Consider the following 20611-nt stretch of genomic DNA (forward strand, 5'->3'; position numbering starts at 1 on the left):
TTTTATAGGCCGGGGAAGTAAGACTTCCCCGGCACTTTGTCAGCGCTGTTGTACCGACACGCCAGAAATATCAGCAGGTTTGGCAAGCGGCTTGGAAAACGTCCAGGCATCGCCTGCGGGGGCGGTGCCTTTGTCGTATGGCTTGCCGAGCAGCATGTAGACCAGGCCAGCGCCCATCACAACCATAGTGGTCAGGATCATCGAGTAGTTGATGTACCACGCTGAATCCGGGGCGCGTGGCCAGACCATGTTGACGATGGCGCATACGCCATACACCAGCGCTGCCAGATTCACCCAAAGGCCCCAGGCGCCGAGAGTGAATTGGCCATTCGGGCGCCAACCCTTGGCGCGAGCGATCAATGCCGCGACGACGATCAACTGGAATGCGACGTAGATACCAATCGCCGCAAAACCGACGATGGTCGCAACGGCATCGGCCATGAACATTCCCAGGCAGACGATCGCTGCGGGCACCACTCCGCTGATCAGCAGCGCGAACGATGGCACGTGATTGCCCGACAGTCGTTTGAGCAGCGAGCTGCCGATGATCATTTCGTCACGGGCATAAGCAAACAACAGACGGCTGGCCGCAGCCTGCAGGCTCAGGACGCAGGAGATGAAGGACACCATGACGACCGCCATGACCAGCCGTGAACCGACCGGGCCAAAAGCGTTAGCCAGGATAGTTGCCACCGGATCGGTGTCCTCACCGGCCAGCACCTTGGCCATGTCGGGCACCGAAAGAATCAGCGCCAGGCAGGCGAACATCGCGGCCGCACCGCCGATATAGATCGTCATGCGCATGGCTTTAGGGATGCGCTTGCCCGGATTCGGGGTTTCTTCAGCGACATCGCCACAGGCCTCAAATCCGTAGTACTGGAACAGACCGGCCAAAGATGCAGCAAGGAACGCCGGTAAGTACGAGCCGTTGACTTCAAGGTTGAAGGTGTCGAACAGCACGCTGAACGGCTGGTGACGCTCGAAGATCAGCAGGTAGCCGCCAACGAGAATCGCCCCGACCAGCTCGCAGAGAAAGCCGAACATGGCGACTCGTGCCAATAGTTGGGTGCCCACCAGATTCAGGCAGGTCGAGAGGAGGATGATCGACAGGGCAATATAGATATTGGCTTCAGGACCGGGATTGAAGCCCAGCATAATCGCCAGATAGGGTCCGGCACCCACCGCCACTCCGGCGATGGTTGCGCACAAGGCCCACGCGTAGACCCAGCCAACCATCCACGCCCAGCGCTTGCCGACCAAACGGCGGGCCCAAGGGTAGACGCCGCCGGAAATCGGGAACTGCGAAACGATTTCACCGAAGATCAGACACACCAGCAATTGACCGGCGCCGATCAGCAGGTACGACCAGAACATCGGCGGGCCGCCCGCGGCCAGGCACAAACCGAACAAGGTGTAGACACCGACGACCGGCGACAGATAGGTGAAGCCCAGGGAAAAGTTTTCCCACAGACTCATGCTTCGATTGAAATCCGAACTGTAGCCGAGGGCGCGGAGTTGTTCCGCATCCTGATCGGCGACGCTTGCACGCGCGCTGGGTAAGCCACTCATTTTATTTCCTCATTATCAATGGCAGTTGATTGCAGTACTTGCGGGTTGTCCCGCTTATTGGCGTTTCTTGTTTAAGTGCATGGCAGACTCAAGCCTGTTTTTTGCTTTCGCTGTCGCGGCCATCGTCGTACTTCGAGAGCCATTCAACGGCGGCATCGCGATAGCGGCTAAAGCCCTTGTAGTCGACCAGTTGCTGGTTCAGATCCCGCAGAACTCGATGCATGCGTCGGGCCCACGCCGGGTTGCTAGCAATGTCTTCGAGGCTGAGCAGGTAGGTGCGAATCGGAAAAACAATGGCGTTGCTGCGCGGCAGGCGATGCAGCGGCTGCAGCTCGATACGCAGGTAGACCAGCTTGCCGGCGTTTTCCGCGGTCACGATGGTGCGGTCCGGTGCCCATTCCGGCAGACTTTCGGCCGAGACTTCGAGGCGTGGATTGACGGTCAGCGACCAGTTCAAACGACGCACCGGGTGGCTCGTGCGCAGGCGCAGCAAAAACTTCAATGCGCGGTCGAGCATGCCGATTTCCTTCACCAATGGCACCGGCCCATGGAATTCTTCCCAGCTCATGCCGAGGTTGAAACGCAGTGAATAATCGGCGCGCTGGGTTGCGATCCCGGCCCCCCAATACAGCGTGCCATCGCGTTCCTCTTGCAGTACCCAGTCGCCTTGGGCCTGACGGGTCACGTATTCCATTGGCTCGTAGGGCAGGGTGTCTGGATCGCCGAAGGTAAAATGGTCGTCGATGTTCAGCAGACGGTTGGTCCAATGCCACTGCCGACCTTCACGCGCCAGACTGAAGTACTGTGGATAGTCCCGGGCGTAGGACTCCATGATCAGTTCAAGCAAATCCCATTGCGCCTCCATCATGTGCGGCGCCGAGACGTAGTGCATACCCGGATCTTTCTCCAGGGTGATCGCGCGGTCCCGGCACTCGCTGATGTAGTGCTCATCGATATCGAAGGCGGCGCGAAACGCACCGTCGCCGACCGAGACATGCGGCTCGAGATTCATCGAGTACATGTAGTCGTCATCAGGGAACGGGAAGGGGGCTCGGGCGATGGTTTCCGGGCTATTGGCGAAGGTGTAGTCGTCGCGGTAGGTTTCGTCGGGATTAAATTTGGTTCATCACGGATTACCGGGAAAGACGCTCTTGATCTTCATAAAGAAGAACTCGCTATCCCGGTAACCGTAAGCCATCCGCTTTATGACCTTTATTCGATTGTTTATTCCTTCCAACTGACCGGTGTGCATCGGCCAGCGAACCCGGCTCACGATGCCCCGCCAGTAAGCCTTTAGCCGTTTGGCAAACTGGATCAGAGCAGGTATTTCGCTTTCATGAGCATGGCGCAGCCATTGCTTCCATGCCGATCTCCAGCTCCAGGCAGTACTCGGCGTCCAGAGCGTTTTGAGTTCGGCCTTCATTAAATAGACCGTCATCAATGCCTGGTTAGCCGCCAGCAGATCCCCCAGGCGAACCTGTTGTTCCGGTGTTTTCAGGTTCTGCGGATTACGCAGAAGCAGCCATCGCGCCTGCTTGATGACCTTTCGGGCCGGTTTGTCATGACGCAGTCGATTGGCTTCGTCGACGCGCACCCGATCAATCACCTCTCGGCCATATTTGGCCACCACATGGAACAGGTCGTAGACCACGCGTGCTTGCGGGCAGTGCTGACGAACCTCCAGATCAAAAGCGGTATTCATGTCCATCGCCACCGCTTCGATGCGAGCGCAACCCTCTGGCCCCAGCTCTTCGAAAAATGGCCTGACCGCCGCCCGGCTGCGGCCTTCGCCGATCCACAGCACCCGCCGTGTATCCGCATCCAGGACAACGCTGGCATAACGATGACCTTTGAACAGTGCGAACTCGTCCATCACCAAACGTCTCGGTTGCGCCTTTGGCAAAATGCTCAATGCTGCTTGCAAGGCTCGACGCTCCAGCAACCGAACGGTCTCCCAATGCAGCCCAAACATCTGCGCCACGTGCAACGTGGGAAGGCGTTCACAGGCTTGAATGACCGCCTCTGCCAGACGACGTGTCATACGGGCATAGCGATCCAGCCAACTGACGGCCTCCATGCGTTTGCCGCAATCGCGGCAATCAACGCGCCGGAGCAAAACGCTCAGGCGCACCGCACGACCGAGAATGGGCAAATCACGAATGACTCGCTCGCAATACTCATGCGTGGTTGAACAGATTTTTTGGCAGCCGCCACAGGAAGGAAATCGAGTGGCGTGAGGAGTCAGATCGATCTGTAGGGCATCGCCATCAGGCTTGATGGTGACGACAGAAAAGCCCTCCCAAAAAGGAAGGAAAGTATTAATATCGCGCATAAGAACGCCGGTTTGTTAGATGTGTTTGCTCGCACGAACATCATCAATCAAATCGGCGTTCTTGTTTCTGTGTTTCCCGGGATTCCGTGAAGAACCTTAAATTTGATATTCATTGTGATGTCTCCGTCGATCACAGGTCGATGACCAGGCGATTGCACTTGGCGCGAGATACGCAGGGCATAATTTTCTTGCGGCTGGTCTTGTCTTCGTCGGACAGCCAGTCATCGGTGTGCAGTAGCTCGCCGTCGAGTTCCAATACTGTGGTTTCGCAGTGGCCACAGGCGCCGCCACGGCACAGGTAGGGCATGCTGTAACCGGCGGCTTCCACCGCTTCGAGCATGGTCTGGTCGGGGGAGACCTCGATGGTGGTGCCGCTGCGACCGAGGGTGAAACTGAAGGCTTCGCCACCGCTGCTTTGTTCAAGGAAACGTTCGAAGTGCACATGGCTATCGGTCCAGCCAAGGTTGCGGGCGCTGGTCAAGGTCGCGTCGATCATGCTGTCCGGGCCGCAGGCGTAAACGTGGCTGCCCAGCGGGCGGCCGGTGAGGATTCGGCAAATATCCATGCGCGACTCAATGCCTTTGCGGTAAAGGTGAACCCGTTCGCCGTAGGTCGCCTGCAACTCTTTGCCGAGCTGGGCGTGCTCTTCGCCGCGCACCGCGTAATGCAGTTCGAAGGGCACCTTGCTGAGGCGCAACTCTTCCAGTTGGGAAATGATCGGCGTGATGCCGACCCCACCGGCGATGAACAGGTGCAGTCGCGCCTGTTTGATCAGCGGGAAGAGGTTGGCCGGTGGCGTGACCTCCATGAGATCGCCCTCATTGATGTTGTCGTGCAGCAAGACTGAACCGCCGCGACCACTTTCTACTCGGCGCACGGCAATCTGATAACTGCTGGTGTCGTAGGGTGAACTCAGCAGCGAATAGGGATTGCGCAAGGTGTTGTTCTGATTGGCGATCAGCACCACGACGTGGCTGCCGCCGGAGAACGCCGGCAGATGCGCGCCGGTCGGCGAAACCAGGGTGAAGCGTTTGATTTCCGGGGTTACCGATTCGATTCGGGCCACGCGCAGGTTCAACGTCCCATTCTTCTGGCTCATGTGTCGAGCTCCTCGGCTTCAGGCAATTCACCCGGGACTTCGGCATCGGCTTTGACTGCCTGGAAGGCTGCGAGCCGCCGGGAATAGTGATCGCGAACCACCAGCGTCAGGCCGCAGCCAGGGCAGTCATAGACGCGTTGAGTGACGTTTTCGGTGTAGGTGTCGCAGTGCACGCACCAAACGCGACGGACCAGCGTTCCAGAGTGCTCGCGCAGGACTTCATCGCGATTGAGGTCAAAGCGGGAGGCCACTTGCATGGCGCGGCCCAAGAAGCTTTCGGACCCGGCGAGGTACACCCGGGTGCCCATCCGCGCATCAAAAAGCAGGTCATTCAAATCGTCGATCAATGCCTGGCTAGTGGCATACACGTTCAATTGATGACTTGGGTGCCGCTGCAACCCGGCCAGGAAGTCCTGACCGGAGAAAGATTCCTGTGAGTACAGCAATGTGATGGGCCGATCCTGCCCGGCCATATCGTCCAGCAAACGCAACATGGCGCTGCCGCCGCTGCCTTGCCCGGCAATGATGTGCCGGGTACCTCCCGGCAGTGGTTGCAACCGGTCGTAAACCGGTCGACTTTTGATCCCGGTGATCAACATTTTTATTATTCCTCCTGACTACCGGCTCGACTGATGGAAGCCGGCACTGATGCAAAGCCCAACGATGATGGGGTGCAGATAGCAGGAGCACAGGTCGTGCCATAACTTCAACGTGTTGATTTTAAAGGTATATACGTAATTACTGGCGTGAGGTGCAGGCAAAAATAGCCACTCGTGTAGGCGTTTTTGCAGCGTTTTATGCGAAAAGAAGGGGGAGGACACGTCCCTGTGTCGGGGGATTCAGTCGCGTTGGAGCTTGCGGATGAGCGTGCCGATGTCGATGCCCAAGTGCTGCGCAGCTTTGCGCTTGCTGCCGCATAGATGCACGGCCCTGAGAATGACTTGGCGTTCGAAATGCTGGACTAGAAGCTTGAGGTTCTGTGCTGGATTGTCCTCTGGTTCATCGCGCGCAGCCGAGGGCTTCAAACGTTCCTCAGGGCGCACCGGCTCGAGCAATTCAGCCGGCAAATGATGTTCCTGCGCTTCGTCATCGGCGAGGACCGCCAGCCGTTCAAAGATGTTCACCAGTTCGCGGATATTGCCCGGAAAATCATAGTCCATCAGCCGCTTCCGGCAGCCCGCAGACAGACTCAGTGAGGGCTCGCGATCGCCATTGATGCGGCTCAACAGGATGTCGATGAGAAACGGCAGGTCATCCCGGTGCTGGCGCAACGGCGGAATTTCGACCGGCAGGACGGCGAGGCGATAGTAGAGGTCGGCGCGAAACTCTCCAATACTTACCAGGTGACGCAGGTCCTTGTTGGTGGCCGCAATGACTTGCACCTGTACCGTTTTGCTCAGGGGCGATCCAACCGACTGGATAGTACTGTCCTCAAGGAATTTCAGCAGCTTGGCCTGGACATGCAGCGGGATTTCGCCAATCTCATCGAGGAACAAGGTTCCGCCAGAAGCCGCTTCGATATAGCCTTGCTTGCCGCCCTGTAATGCGCCGGTAAAAGCGCCGCGTTCATAGCCGAACATCTCCGACTCGAACAGACTCTCTGGAATGCTCCCGCAGTTAACGTGGATGAAAGGGCGGTCACCCCAGCCGGCCGCACGGTGGATATGCCGCGCAATGGCGGTCTTGCCAACGCCGGGCTCGCCAAGCAGTAACAACCGCGCGCGACGTCGGAAAGCGCGCACGCCCGTGTCCGCGATGCTCGATAGCTGCGGTGACAGGTGGAGGGTACTGTCCTGAGGATCACGCAGACCCTGCGGCTCCGCTGGCCGGTTTCCCAGCGAAGCTCGACGCTGCGGCTGACTCCCGTCGAAGTCTTTCTGAGTCAACATCCTGAACGGTTTTTCGTAGGCGCCTGTGGGGATGGCGTGGGTGCTGCTGAGCAGATTCCGGCCTTCTCGTGAGCGGGTCAAGGCGCTGTTACCGCCGCGATTCAGTGCAGCCAGTAAGTCGTCGTAATTCAATGCCGAGCGTTGGTAAAACTCACTGTCGGACAACCCGACGGCTTGCTGCTTGGACAGTCGATTAATGCGCTCGGCGGCCAGATTGAGAAAACGCACACGGCCTTCTCCGTCCGTCACGATAAGCGCTTCGCTGAAGCTGTCGAGCAAGGCGTGCAGCGCGGGTGTTTCCAGTAACGCGCCGAGAACATCGCTGCTGACATTGATTGAAGAGCGCATGCCCATCTGCAGTGTAGGTGGCAGGTTCTTGTCTTTCATGGGTGCAACTCGTGCGCACGGCGCACGCCCTGACTTTCGCGAAACACTGCGACCCGCCAGGCCACGCCTTCACGAATCAGGATGCGCGAACAATGCACATTGAAGTTCAAGTTACGGCCACTCCGGTCAGGCAGCGGCAGGCTGTGCCAGGTGCGTTCGGGCAGGGCGGTATCCAGTAGCAGTCGAGCAATGCCGGCGCCATGGGTGATGCCAAAGGTCTCTTCGAAGGCTGCGTTGCGCCATTGCGGTTGCAGGTGTTCATCGATGACCAGCACCGCATCAGGCACTGCATCGAAAACCCGACGCAAGGCATCGATGCGCTGCTCGGCGTCGTGCTGCATGCGTAATTCCTGGCTGACGTCACGAATGCTGCCCCACATCCTCAGCAGATGTCCGTTGACGATGGTCGCGCGAACATCGTTCTCGACGTAGGCCGGTGAACCGTCGTGACGCCGATCCACCGAGAGCGCGCAGTCGACGCTGAAATCGGCTTCGATCAAGCGCCGCACGAACTCCTCGTTAGCCGGGCTGCGTGGCCAGTAAAGACGAACCGGTTGCTGGTTGAAATCAACATCCGAGGGCATCTCATAGACGTCGGCCATGGCCCTGTTGCACAGCCGCCAGTGGGAATCGTTTTCGAAGACCTGCCGGACGATTTCATCCGGCGACGTGTTGACGTCCACTGCCTCGGCAAACTCGATGCACCAGTAGGCGACCTTGGCGCTCTGCAGCATCTGGCTCATGACTTCATGGGCGTTTTGCATTTCCCGCAGACGATGGCCCAACGACCCCAGCGGGATTTTCAGTAGGTGCAGGCGTGCCGGTTGCACCGAGCGCCATTCCAGAAGACCGCAGGCGACTACTTGCAGCAGACCGCCGTTATGGCGAATCAGGGTTAGCTCCAGACTGTGGACTTGCTCGTCGGCAGGAGGGTTTGCGAACAGCAACTGCACGGCGCGCACCGACTCGACGCTGTAGATACGTTCAATCGGCTGATCGAGCAGCTCATCGGGTGCATAACCCAGTTGATCGCTCAGACTTGCCGACAGACTGACCAGTTGGCGGTCAGCATTCACAGTGCTTGAGAGGGGCTGGATTTTGTTGAGCAGTAAATTCAGGGTGTCCATCGATTGATCGGCTCGATTTGGCTTATAGGTACCTGATTGAAAACACTCAGGCTCCAAATGCGGGGGCATATCGCATGCCAATTAAATGGCCGGTAAACATTGAGGTTTAACATTCTGAGATGGATAAGTGCTGTGATAATGCAGCGTAATGCGCATTTATGCAGCACTTTGAGGTTCATTGGATACGCTTGATCGTGTGTACCGGCCAGGTTTCAATAATCTTAAAGACGGGAAAACGTCTTTCCGTTATGTCTTGGCCTGGAGCGTTTTGTCTCGTTGATCGATCACAGCGTCACGAGCGTTAGCTACTGGGCGCACTGAGCAACGATCAGATTCGCACTTTCGCGGTAACTGGTGAGTATGGCGCCGACAAAAGCAGCGTGATCCGTACGTTTGTCAATCGTCACCCTGAACTCACCTACGCATTCGTATCCTCTGCAGCTCATCGATTTGCCGCCGTAGATGATCGACTGGTTTTCGGGTTACACCCATGATTCCGGCGGTAAATTTGAAGTTATACGATCTGCCGTCATCGACCTTTGGAAGGTAATCGTCGAAAGTCCAATTGAGCGCCCCTGTAAATCCAAAGCTGCATCGCTACGCTCCTACTGCCTGGCCGGGTGAGCGTGGAACAGGTGGCCGGATGGCGTGGAATGCGCAACCACGCTCCAAGATGATCAAGTTCTCCATCCAGCGCATTTGCAATTACGCGCCCATACCCAGACCTCCGAAACCGGCACCGAGAATGACGATTTCTTAAGATTGCAAATCAGAGTTCAACACTTATCAATTCTTGATGAATACCAAAGATGACAACTTTGGCGGCTCGCTGGGATTTGCGGCTTCCGGAAGGCTACACCAGGCGCGACTGGCTCTCGGCGCGACGGGACAATGACCGTTGTAGCACCGCGATTATTCGGCGACATACCAAAACTATTGCTTGTTTTGGCGTGCACTCACCTGTAGCGAAGGTTCGCATTGCACGCCTGGTATTTTGTCGTTGAGGATGTGTTTAGATTCGGTAAGCCGCTCCGGGGTGTGGATGCTGCAACAAGCGGTTTTGGTTGAAGAGTTTTTCCCTCAGCGTCCCAGAGGTGTATTCGGTCTTGTAGATTCCCCGCTCCTGAAGGACGGGAACAAGCAGCTCAACGATGTCTTTGATCGTGTCAGGCGCCACTGCATACGCCAAGTTGAAACCATCAATATCGGTTTCCTCTAGCCACTGTTGCAGTTCATCAGCGACCCGTTGAGCGGAGCCTACAATCAAGGGGCCAGAACCGCCTACGGCGATGTGCTCGGCAACTTCACCTACCGTCCAGACCCTGTTCGGATCGGAGATGGTGAAGCGATCGATCGCGGTATGCATGCTGTCGTTACGTATATGCTTGATTGTATCGCCTGGATCACACGAGGCGAAGTCGATGCCTGTCCAGCCCGACATCAGCGTCAGCGCGCCTTCATAACTGGCGTAACGCTTGTATTCAGCAAGTTTTTCCTCTGCTTCCGCATCGGTTCTGCCGACAATCAATGTCATCATGCCAAACACGGCAACGCTATCGCGAGACCGTCCTTCAGCGACCGTGGCAGCCCTGAGCTTTTTGACAGTGGCCGCAAGTACGGTTTTTGTCGGACTGCTGGCAAATACACATTCCGCATGGCGACCTGCGAAAGCTTGCCCTTTGGGCGATGCACCGGCCTGGTACAGAACGGGCGTGCGTTGCAGGGAAGGCTCGCTGAGATGGATGCCTTTGAGCTTGAAGTATTGACCATCGTGATCGACAGGGTGAACTTTAGCGGGGTTGATATAAACGCCGGTTTCCACGTTCCGCTCTACAGCATCTTCCTCCCAGCAGCCTTCCCAGAGTTTGTACATGAGCTCCATGTACTCTTCAGCGATTTCATAACGCGTATCGTGGCCAGTCTGTGCCTTCGCGCCGCTGGCTTTTGCGGCACTGTTCAGATAGCCAGTGACGATATTCCAGCCGATTCGGCCATTGGTTAAATGGTCCAATGTGCTCATTTTTCGAGCGAACGTATACGGCGGTTCATAGGTCAACGAACCGGTGACGCCAAACCCGAGGTGTTGGGTGACGGCGGCCATTGCTGGAACAATAACGAACGGATCGTGGCTCGGTATCTGGACAGCGTTGCGTAGCGCTGCGTCGGAGTTACCCCCATACACGTCGTAGACTCCGGTCACATCTGCCAGGAAAAGCCCATCAAAAAAGCCGGTTTCCAGCGTCTTCGCCAGCTCCTGCCAGTAAGCGATCGTTTTGTACTCGGACGAACGATCACTTGGGTGACGCCACAAACCCTGGGACTGGTGCACAGGGGTGTTCATATCAAATGCATTGAATAGAATTTTTTTAGACATTATATATATTCCGATGGTCGAGCGAAGGGCTGGAGATTATTGATGCTCGAGAGTGGCGTACTTGCCGCTGTGGTAAACAAGCGGTTCACCACCATTAATTGCCGTGTTGATCACTCGTCCAATGATGATAGTGTGATCGCCGCCGCTGTAAGATTCGTGAACTTCGCATTCACCGTGCGCCAAGGCGCCTTCAAGGCATGGACTGCCGGTGATGCCTTTGTAGAAACTTACGTTATCAAACTTGTCATCGGATTTTGACGAAAATAGTTGTGAGACGGTGCTCTGGTCTTTGCTAAGAAAGTTGATGCAAAAATGGCCGTTTTCCAGGATCGCAGTCAAAGTCTTGGAGTTATTATCAAGGCTCACCAAAAACAGCGGCGGTGTCAGGGAGAGTGACATGACAGCGGTCATTGTAATGCCCGCACACAGCCCCTCATCGTCAGCGGTCGAGATGACGGATACGCCCGCTGCAAATTGGCCAGCGAACTTGCGCAGATCTACTTCCGGTGTGTTTTTATTATCAAGTTGCATGAGATTTCTCCTGTTTTCCTGTAGAGATAGTGCTTAGCGCCTCTCATCAATTCAAACGAATAATTCTGCAGGTTTGACTTCGATTTTTTCGATGCGAGAGACTGTGCCGATTTTTTTTTGCCCTGCTCTTCAACCCGGGATCGATGCTCGCGATTTTGGTTGGCCTATTTCAGAAAGCCGAGATCCAGAGGGTAATCAAGGATGATTCGGGTCTGATCGAGGTCGTTGGCAATGGCGCCGTAATCGCCACCTGTTCGCATTGTGGCGAGCATCACGCGTAACGATAGATTCTTGACGGGGCCCGACTGCACGACGTACTTGACCCACAGATCACGCTCCCATTGCGAGCCATTGCGCACGGCCTGATAGCGGGAGTACGCGCCGCCCGAATCCCTGCCGTCGATATCGGTACCGCGTAGATAGCGCGCGGTAAAGCTCAGGCCCGGCACACCAAGCACTGCAGCATCTAGGTCGTAGCGGGCACTCCAGATCTTCTCGTTGGGACTGTTGAAGTCACTTCCCTGGGCGGCTGAGTCAAGTTCGATATCGAAACTGTTCCAGACATAGTCGAACGGCTGGTCGCCATCGATCTGCATGTAGGCAAGTTCGACCTTGTGTCCTGCCAGGGCATAACCCAAACGGGTGCTCCAGGCATCGTTGCGAATATCACCTAGTAAGGCGGCACCGGTATCCCGCGTGCGGTAATAGTTGACCCCGGTGTTGATCACGCCACCGACGGCCAAGGGCAGGCGGTAGTCAATAGAGACGAACTGCTGGTTCCAGATATCGTCTAGTTCGGAACCGAATAGCTTGATCTTGACGTTGTTGATGCCTGTATAGATGCCGCCGTAGTAACTGACAAATTCAGTGTTAGCCTGGCGCCCGCTATAGGCCGTACCGAGATGCCCGCCATGATTGGGTTGCGCCCGGTCACTGCTGGAGACGAAACGACCGGCGTTAAGGCTCAGGCCATCGAACGAGCGGTCCGTGGCATTCCAGCCCCTGAGGGTTTGTGGCAAGAGACGAATGTCACCGTACTTGAGCACCGGAGAATCGGGGAACAGGTCGCCGTAGGCCAGTTCCGTGTGGCCCACCCGCATCTTTACCGCACCACCCGCTCTTCGGATCGCCTTGATTGTCTCGCGAAACGATGCCGCCATTGCCGACGCCATCGCCGACCCTTCCATTACCACCATCGAGCTTCAGCGCGCCCATGTAATTCAGGTCCAGTCCGAACCCGACCAGCCCTTGTGTATAGCCCGAGTTAAACTTCGCTAACACGCCTTGCGCCCACTCTTGCCTATAACTTTGCCGTTCGCCTTCGGGATTGCGGTAACTGCCGTTGCGGTTGTCGGCATTCCAGTAAAAATTACGAAAGCCCACTGAAGTCGTGCTGCCTTCAATGAATGCATTGGCCGACTCTGCTGCGCTGGCGAATGCGCTGCTCAGGTAGGCGCAGGCCATGCCCAAGGTTATAAGTTTAAACCACATAGTGCGCTTCCTCGTTGCCAACAGTGAGCACCGTCAGCATGAAATTCTTATTGTTATCAAGCACGTTTGTCTAAAGCGCATCGCGATATTTCTAACGTTTGCCACGGGGCATCAATTACGGTCTGTAAGTTCGCAACTTGCAAGCAACGAATTGGCCCTTATAAGGGTGCGTTAAACTGCTATGCGCATTTTAGAAATGCCCGCATAAGGCATCGCTTCGCAACTTATGTATTCGATAAGATCGCGTATGCTGACTATTCGCAGAGCATGCTTTTTGGCGAAGTTTATAAGTTCCGGTAATCTGGACATACTTCCATCATCGTTGGCGATTTCACAAATAACGCCGCTGGGCGTCAAACCTGCAAGTCTTGCCAGCTCAACCGATGCTTCAGTATGTCCATTACGACCAAGGACACCCTGCGGATGAGCGATCAACGGGAAGACGTGGCCGGGTCTGCGAAAGTCTTGTGGCGTCGCAGACTTGACCAGCATTTGTCTGATCGTGTTCGAGCGGTCGCTTGCCGAGATCCCTGTCGTAACATCCTTTACGCCGTCTATTGAAACGGTGAATGCTGTGGCAAAGCTTTCCGAATTCTCGGACACCATCAGCGGCAGATTCAATTGGGTAGCCAGTTCCGGCTGAATGGACACACATATCAACCCTCGTCCCAGACGCATCATGAAAGCGATAGTCTCCGGAGTGACCAGGTCGGCGGCGGCGACAAGGTCGCCTTCGTTCTCCCGATCTTCGTCATCGACCACAATGACCATCTCACCTTGGCTGATTGCGTGAACCGCACTGGCGACGCTATCCAATTTCATAGCTATCAAGCCTCTTTTTAATCAAGTTGGGTTTTGTTTGACTGCAGTGAACGGGTCACTGCCATACAGGATGTGAACAGGGAAGAGGGCGCCTCGTGGAGGTGCGCCCGTTGATCATTAGTGCCTGAGGTCAATGCCCTTGGTCTCTCGCATGAAAAATACGACCACGAACATGATGACGTTGAGGGCAATCACGTAACCGGAAAACACCCAGGCTTCGCCAATCGAGTGCAACCAGGAATTAAGATAGGGTGCTGTTCCGCCGAAAAGACCAGCGGCCAACGATGTGATTACGCTGACGCCCATGCCCCTCATTCGAGCCGGCACCAATTCGGCCATCAACGCAGGGTAATGCCCTACGCCGATGGCATAGATAAACAGACCCAGGCTTTGCGCAATGAATAACGACGACGGCTCGCTTGACAGAAGCGACTGGATTGGAAGGCCGCACAGAACGACCAGCGCAGCGAATGTCATTGAATTGATGCGCCGACCAAGCTTGTCCGAAACCCATCCGAAAACAGGCAGGAATGCAATCATGCAAGCTTGCGCTCCAAGGCTCGACAGAAAGGCACTGTTTGGATCCATCCCATGCTGTGTAATAGCCATTGCTGGAGCAAAAGCGACCCACGTGTAATACCAGACGTTCATTGCAGCGTTGATCACCATCACTGTCATGATGATGCGACCGATGCTTACAGGCTTGCCTGGGACGTCGCGCGCCGGCGGAAGCTTCCCCGCATCAGCCGCATTGAAGACCTCCGTTTCATGGGCACTCTTACGTAAATACATTACATACAGACCGAGCACAGAGCCCGCGCCGAAGCCGATTCTCCAGCCCCATTCATTCATCACGTCGGCTGTAAAAATTGACGTCAGGCCCGCAGCAACGGCGGTGGCGATCATAATGCCCAGAATGACACTCACGTAGACCGAGCTTGTCCAGAGCCCTCGCCTGTGCCTCGGCGCAATTTCAGCCACATACACGTAGGAAACCCCTGACTCACCGCCATGAGCAAATCCCTGAAGGATCCGCATCACGAGCAGGGCAAAGGAAGCAAATGCTCCAGCGGTCTCATAGGTGGGGAGGAGGGCGATGCCCAAGCTTGCTAATGCAAGCAAGGTCATCGTTACGACCAAGGTGAATTTTCTTCCTCGACGATCGGCAATACGTCCGAAAAACCAACCGCCTAAAGGTCTTGCGACGAAGCCGCCGGCAAAGATGGCCAAGGTGGAAAGCAAGGCAGAGGTGGGATCAGTTTTTTCGAAGAAGTTTGCCGCCAGGTAAATGGATAGCGTGCTGTAGATTGTCCAGTCATACCACTCCAGGACGTTCCCTGCCGCCGCTGCTTTCAGTGATTGTCGGCGCTGAGCCATCGTCAGGGAGCAGCCGTCAGACATGGGGGATTCCTCAGCAGCAATCAGCCGAGTATTCGCTACTGTATCGCTCATTTTTCATCCTCCCTTTACTTGCGTAAAGATGTCGAATTTTGTAGTTGTTATATTGAAGGAGCGTTCTTATTGTTATAAGCGCGCAACATGATAGTCAGCGCTCTTTACGAGCGCTGTAGGCGATGAGATCAGTCTCTTATACAGCTCCAACCGTCCAGCGAGCGGGCGGCAGCGTACCATTGACGGCAAACTCCCCAACTATTCGCTGTTTATAGATGTGCGGATTGTGCGAGGCGATGGTGCGCGCGTTTCTCCAATAGCGGTCAAGTCCCAGCCCCTGTTTGGTACTGGAAGCACTCATTGCATCAAATGCTTGAGTTGCGGCGTTTAAAACCAGATCGATAACAACTGACTGGATCTGAGACGTCTCGATTTCGAGGAGCGGACACGCTCGGTCATAAGCGTCCTTGTCGCCGTCTCTCAATAAATTGACAACGTTCTCCATGCTTTCAGCAAGTCGCATCACCAGCGCACCTGCTGAGTAAGCCATGCCTCGTACGGCACCGACTACTACTTGCAAAAGTTGCGGGTCGTGTGAGGATTTGCTGGCGGCGCCGTGTGAGTAAACGCGCGTTCTTTTCGCCACAAATTCGGCAGTATCATTGATCTTCTCAACAAGTGAAGCGTACCGAGGTGAAGGCGGGCAGCCCCAAGTACGGGTATCCAGTTTATCTGTCGAAAGTTCACTTTTAGTGCTCAACACATCTATCACCTATTATTATTGGAGCCTTGTTCGGCAGTGAAGCGACACGTCCTGTTACTGAAAGTTGGAGATCCAGTTGTCATGCAGCTCTGACGTGTCGGGTTATTCATGTGCTTCGATACAACTTGCGCTGCTGCGCTGCGTCATGACTTGAGTTGCAGGGGCAGACTTCAGGCATATCAAGCCATCAGTTCGGGCTGGTTGATGACCATGAATGAGATGTGCAAAACCTCTTTCAGTCGCTTGTGACGCCTTTCTCCTCCTCGACATTTCCAGGCTGATAATTTGCCAACTACGATTGAAATTCAAACGAAAAAACTTTGTCAGGGTTAATCGATAATTTCGATGGGGAGGTGTGAAGGTGAGACAGCGCGGGGCGGCGGAGCACATCTCTCGTACGCTGGGAGTCAGAGCTAGGGGCTCCTAGTCCCCGATCGGATTCTGCTGTCCTACCCGGGTTGCGTTTCCTTCGGAGTGCTCCGGTGAGGGTTGCACACGAGGGGCGTCCTGCTTGACTGGACCGGCATGATAGCGTGTGATGATCCCGACGAATTGCCACATCCGAGATCGATTACAGGGTGGCCAAAAAGTGGTCCCCCGCATTTAGTGTTAAACACTTCAAGTGCAGATTGATCATTGAAGAGAAAGAAAAATATGAATTTCCGACAACTCGAGACTTTTTTGGTAATCGCCGAACTTGGAAGTTTTTCCGCGGCGGCAGATCGTCTTTGTGTCACACAGTCTACGATTTCGGCTCGCATTATTGAGCTTGAACAAGACCTGGGCGTCGAACTATTTGATCGATCGCAACGTCATGTGCAACTGACGTTCAAAGGCAGAGAGCTTGTTGTCTATGCTCAACAGATGGAGACGTTGTCCTCGCAAATAAAACACACAGTGGCTTCGAAGAGTTCACTGACCGGAATCATTCGAATTGGCGTTGCAGAGTTGGTCGCCATGACTTGGTTGCCGAAATTTGCGGCCCTTATCAGAGCTCGTTATTCGGGCCTTCAAGTGGAATATGAGGTTGGATTGAACCCCTTTCTTTCAGAGGGAATCCGGAGTGGTAACCTGGACTTAGCAGTTGTGGCAGGTCACTCTCCGGAACCTGGCCTGATTGCACGTGAACTTGGAACTGTTTCATTTGCCTGGATGGCCAGTGACTCTCTTATTCCCTACAACGAAATGATGCCTGTGGAGGAACTGCGAAAGTGGCCCATTTTGTATCAGGGCACGGAGTCCTACACTAATAACTTGATCGATGATCTTTTGGACCTGCCCATCGGCCGTAAGCAGCGAGCGGCGACTTGTAATTCTCTAGGCGCAATCATTTCACTCGCCCGTGGTGGGCTGGGCATCAGCTTGCTGCCAATCTCATCCTGTGCCAGTTACATCAAGAGCGGCGAACTGAAGATTTTGAAAACAGCCCCCGAATGTTATCAGATGCCCTTTACTGCGGTGTATGACCGACGCCCCAACGCTAATTTGTTGGCCGCTATCGCAGACATCAGCTACGAAGCCAGCAGTTTTCATCGCTAGTGAAAGAATGTCCTGGCGCACGTCATTCAAAGCCTGTATCGGCACCCCGCTCAGCCCTGGAATCAATTCCTATTGACCGGTCGGTACAGGGCCGTTATAAATTTGCGAGGAACTCAAACCGCGCACGGTCATGCATCGTCGTAGGGAACATCTAAAAGCCCACACGGGCATTGGAGCCAACAAGAATAATGAGCAATCACCTCACGCAGACCGCTACCTCATCCGTGTCCGCGAGGCTGATAGGGCTGACCTGTTTTGCCATGGTTGCGTTCGCCGCCAACTCGTTGCTGTGTCGCCTGGCGCTGAAACACACCGGCATTGATGCAGCGAGCTTCAGCGTTGTTCGACTGGTGAGTGGTGCTTTGGTGTTGTGGCTGATTTGCGCCCTCAAACGGCCTTCAACGCCGGTCAAGGGAAGTTGGTTGGGCGCCGCAGCGCTGTTCATTTATGTGTTCGCTTTTTCCTTTGCTTACCTTCACCTCGAAACGGGAACGGGGGCATTGTTGCTGTTCGGTGCTGTGCAACTGACCATGGTTCTCTATGGCGTTTTCAAGGGCGAGCGGATGCGGCTACCGGCTATCGTCGGTCTATTGTCGGCGCTGGGTGGCTTGATCAGTTTACTGCTCCCTGGGGCGACGGCCCCCGACCCTATGAGCGCGATCATAATGCTGGTATCGGGGCTTGCATGGGGGGTCTACTCGTTACTTGGCAAAGGCGTTTCTAACCCTTTGGCAACCACGGCAGGCAACTTCATTCGGTCAATCCCTCTGGTTCTTCTTGCCAGTCTGGTGTTTTTACCAGGGCTGCGTTGGGATCCGCTGGGCCTGCTCTATGCGGTGTTTTCCGGAGCGCTGGCCTCGGGCGTCGGGTACGCGATCTGGTACAGCGCAGTGCGCGATCTGGCATCGTTTCAAGCGGCTACCGTGCAGTTGAGTGTGCCCATTCTGGCGTCACTTGCGGGTATCATTTTCCTCAATGAAAGCCTCACCCTACGGCTGGTCGTAGCCTCCCTGGCTGTCCTCGGCGGCGTCGCATTGGTCCTGGGCAGCAAGCAACAACGCTAATCGCTGCAAGGTCGTGACAGTTGTGACAGGCATTCCTAACGTGGCTAATGACAGCCCAGGTTAGCGAATGCCTGCACCGTTACTTGAGCAACATCGCGCTAACGACCTGGCTTCAGCGTTGAGTTGAACCGAGCGCTTGCTGCAAGTCGTCGATCAGGTCTTCAATTGCCTCTATGCCGACCGACAAACGAATCATCTCTGGCTTCACGCCGGCCTTGGCTTGTTCCTGCTCGTTCATCTGGCGATGGGTGGTAGAGGCTGGGTGGCAGGCCAGAGACTTGGCGTCACCGATGTTCACGAGACGCTTGAAGATTTGCAGCGCATCGTAGAAGCGCACGCCTGCTTCGTAGCCGCCCTTCAAACCAAACGACAGTATCGCTGATGGTTTGCCCTGCATGTATTTCTGCGCCAGTGCGTGATGTGGATGATCGGGCAGGCCCGCGTAGCTGACCCATTCCACCTCAGCATGCCCTTGCAGGAATTGCGCTACCTTCAGGGCATTTTCAGTGTGGCGCTCCATGCGCAAAGCCAGGGTTTCCAGCCCTTGAAGCAACAGGAACGCGTTCATAGGTGCCAGCGCCGCGCCGGTGTTGCGCAGTGGAACAGTGCGAGCGCGGGCGATAAAGGCAGCCGGGCCGAATTTCTCGGTGTAGACCACGCCGTGATAGGCCGGCTCAGGCTGGTTGAGGCCCGGAAATTTTTCCGGGTATTGGGTCCAGGGGAAGGTGCCGCTATCGACGATCACACCGCCCAGGGAGTTGCCGTGGCCGCCGACATATTTGGTCACCGAGTGCACGACAATGTCGGCACCAAACTGGATCGGCTTGCACAGGATTGGCGTGGCCACGGTGTTGTCGACCATCAACGGCACGCCACGGGCGTGGGCGACCTCAGCCAGGGCTTCGAGGTCGATGATATTGCCCGCTGGATTGCCGATGCTTTCGCAGTACACCAGCTTGGTGTTGTCATCGATCAGTTCGGCGATGGCATCGGCAGAGTCGTTGCGGGCGAAGCGCACATCGACGCCAAAACTTGGCAACAGGTGGGCGAACAGGGTGTAGGTGCCGCCGTAAAGTTGGGGAGTGGTGACGATATTGTCACCGGCGCGGGTCAGGGTCTGGATCGCATAGTGGATCGCTGCGCTACCGGCCGAGACGGCCAGGGCGGCGATACCGCCTTCGAGGGCGGCAATGCGCTGCTCCAGCACGTCGTTGGTGGGGTTCATGATTCGCGTGTAGATATTGCCGGGCACTTCCAGATTGAAAAGGTCGGCGCCGTGCTGGGCGTTATCGAATTCGAAAGCAACGTTTTGATAGATTGGCACGGCCACGGCTTTGGTGGTCGGATCCGACTTGAAACCGTGGTGCAGTGCGATTGTGGCGTCTTTCATGATTGTTATTGACCTTCTCTAAGATGTACCCGATTTTGTTCGAAATGATTGAGGCATTACGGTAAAGAACGCCTCGCCTGGACCCAGGCTGGCGGAACTCATTCATACAGTTAATGACGGTCCAGCCATAGCGTCTGTGCGTTACAGAATTCACGTACTCCAAAGTGTGATAACTCACGACCAAAATCTGCCCTTCTTCACGCCACTAAAGGTGATATGGGGATCGGAGGCGCAGAAAGTTTTGAATGCACCAACTTGATGGTAGGCCGTTGTCTGAACCCTTTGCTAGGGGGCTTTCAAACAGTTAGACATGCAGGCAACTGCTTTGCTATCGGGTCGATCATCGACAAAAAAACCCTCTCGATTCGGCATTTTCAGGTTTGCTAATGTCGACGCGTCCACCGTCGCATTGGCGTCGAGCAGTTTGTTAATGTGCAAGACGTAGCCGGTCACCGCATAGACCTGCTCGTTTGTCAGGGACTGAGGAGCCTGGAACGGCATTGCCCTGCGTATGTAGTCAAAGAGCGTCGTCGCATAGGGCCAGTAGCTGCCGACTGTTTTCAGCGGCTTTTCAGTAGTCAGTGACCCTTCACCTCCCGTTAACGCAGGACCTACGCCGCCTTCGAGTTTCATGCCATGGCAGCCGACGCAGCTACTCATGTAAACCTTTTCGCCGTCCGCGATTGTTGCGCTCCCCGGTGGCAATGCCTTGCCATCGGGGGCTACATCGATGTTCCAGCCAGCGATCTGTGCGTCCGTAGCTTTTGTGCCCAAGCCGTATTTAGGTTCCGCCGCGGCATAAGTGAACACGCATGCACCCAGCACGCCCAAGACTAACGCTC

Annotated in this window: 16 protein-coding genes and 2 pseudogenes; 3 read left to right on the forward strand and 15 right to left on the reverse strand. The window is 55.5% G+C overall.

Annotated elements, in window-relative coordinates; translation table 11 throughout:
• Positions 1–39 precede the first annotated feature (39 nt).
• The 7 genes from NL116_RS15390 to NL116_RS15420 all read right to left on the reverse strand — a co-directional run bounded on the left by NL116_RS15390 (position 40) and on the right by NL116_RS15420 (position 8403).
• Positions 40–1569, reverse strand: coding sequence for an APC family permease (locus NL116_RS15390; protein ID WP_494377934.1), 1530 nt, complete (start codon positions 1567–1569; stop codon positions 40–42).
• Positions 1570–1657: 88 nt separating this feature from the next.
• A complete protein-coding gene (locus NL116_RS15395) occupies positions 1658–2590 on the reverse strand; it encodes a heme-dependent oxidative N-demethylase family protein (RefSeq protein ID WP_494377935.1) in 933 nt (310 codons plus the stop codon).
• Between the two features lie 105 nt (positions 2591–2695).
• A complete protein-coding gene (locus NL116_RS15400) occupies positions 2696–3901 on the reverse strand; it encodes an ISL3 family transposase (protein ID WP_494373355.1) in 1206 nt (401 codons plus the stop codon).
• A 130-nt stretch (positions 3902–4031) separates the two neighbouring features.
• On the reverse strand, positions 4032–5000 hold the full coding sequence (locus tag NL116_RS15405) for a PDR/VanB family oxidoreductase (RefSeq protein WP_494377936.1): 969 nt from the start codon (positions 4998–5000) through the stop codon (positions 4032–4034).
• On the reverse strand, positions 4997–5599 hold the full coding sequence (locus NL116_RS15410) for a dimethylamine monooxygenase subunit DmmA family protein (protein ID WP_494377937.1): 603 nt from the start codon (positions 5597–5599) through the stop codon (positions 4997–4999). Before NL116_RS15410 ends, NL116_RS15405 begins: the two co-directional genes overlap by 4 nt.
• 240 nt (positions 5600–5839) lie before the next feature.
• On the reverse strand, positions 5840–7276 hold the full coding sequence (locus tag NL116_RS15415) for a sigma-54 interaction domain-containing protein (RefSeq protein ID WP_494377938.1): 1437 nt from the start codon (positions 7274–7276) through the stop codon (positions 5840–5842).
• Positions 7273–8403: a PAS domain-containing protein gene (locus NL116_RS15420; protein ID WP_494377939.1), complete on the reverse strand. Its 1131-nt coding sequence runs from the start codon at positions 8401–8403 to the stop codon at positions 7273–7275. Before NL116_RS15420 ends, NL116_RS15415 begins: the two co-directional genes overlap by 4 nt.
• Before the next feature lie 305 nt (positions 8404–8708).
• Here NL116_RS15420 and NL116_RS15425 point away from each other — a divergent pair.
• Positions 8709–8846: pseudogene (locus NL116_RS15425) on the forward strand (YobI family P-loop NTPase); the annotation flags it as partial.
• A gap of 569 nt (positions 8847–9415) precedes the next feature.
• Here the strand turns inward: NL116_RS15425 and NL116_RS15430 are convergent.
• From NL116_RS15430 to NL116_RS15455, 6 genes and pseudogenes are all read right to left on the reverse strand, one after another.
• Positions 9416–10777, reverse strand: coding sequence for an LLM class flavin-dependent oxidoreductase (locus tag NL116_RS15430; protein WP_494377940.1), 1362 nt, complete (start codon positions 10775–10777; stop codon positions 9416–9418).
• Positions 10778–10813: 36 nt separating this feature from the next.
• The gene (locus NL116_RS15435) at positions 10814–11308 is read right to left on the reverse strand and encodes a flavin reductase family protein (RefSeq protein WP_494377941.1); all 495 of its coding nucleotides are present in this window, start codon (positions 11306–11308) and stop codon (positions 10814–10816) included.
• 164 nt (positions 11309–11472) lie between these two features.
• A pseudogene (locus NL116_RS15440) lies at positions 11473–12799 on the reverse strand (OprD family outer membrane porin).
• Between the two features lie 171 nt (positions 12800–12970).
• Positions 12971–13621: a 3,4-dihydroxy-2-butanone-4-phosphate synthase gene (ribB, locus tag NL116_RS15445; RefSeq protein WP_494377942.1), complete on the reverse strand. Its 651-nt coding sequence runs from the start codon at positions 13619–13621 to the stop codon at positions 12971–12973.
• A 117-nt stretch (positions 13622–13738) separates the two neighbouring features.
• A complete protein-coding gene (locus tag NL116_RS15450; RefSeq protein WP_494377943.1) occupies positions 13739–15073 on the reverse strand; it encodes an MFS transporter in 1335 nt (444 codons plus the stop codon).
• Between the two features lie 136 nt (positions 15074–15209).
• Positions 15210–15776 (reverse strand): acyl-CoA dehydrogenase family protein, encoded by a 567-nt coding sequence (locus NL116_RS15455; RefSeq protein WP_494377944.1) that lies wholly within the window; start codon positions 15774–15776, stop codon positions 15210–15212.
• Between the two features lie 654 nt (positions 15777–16430).
• Between NL116_RS15455 and NL116_RS15460 the strand changes: the two genes are divergently transcribed.
• Positions 16431–17315, forward strand: coding sequence for a LysR family transcriptional regulator (locus NL116_RS15460; RefSeq protein WP_494377945.1), 885 nt, complete (start codon positions 16431–16433; stop codon positions 17313–17315).
• Between the two features lie 224 nt (positions 17316–17539).
• Positions 17540–18379: a DMT family transporter gene (locus NL116_RS15465; protein WP_494378068.1), complete on the forward strand. Its 840-nt coding sequence runs from the start codon at positions 17540–17542 to the stop codon at positions 18377–18379.
• Positions 18380–18491: 112 nt separating this feature from the next.
• Here NL116_RS15465 and NL116_RS15470 read toward each other — a convergent pair whose 3' ends face one another.
• Entirely contained in the window at positions 18492–19769 is a 1278-nt protein-coding gene (locus tag NL116_RS15470) for an O-acetylhomoserine aminocarboxypropyltransferase/cysteine synthase family protein (RefSeq protein WP_494377946.1), read from the reverse strand.
• Positions 19770–20054: 285 nt separating this feature from the next.
• Positions 20055–20594, reverse strand: a complete 540-nt coding sequence (locus NL116_RS15475; protein ID WP_494378069.1) for a c-type cytochrome — start codon at positions 20592–20594, stop codon at positions 20055–20057.
• Positions 20595–20611: the final 17 nt, after the last annotated feature.

Source organism: Pseudomonas sp. FBCC-B1667 (assembly GCF_059133255.1).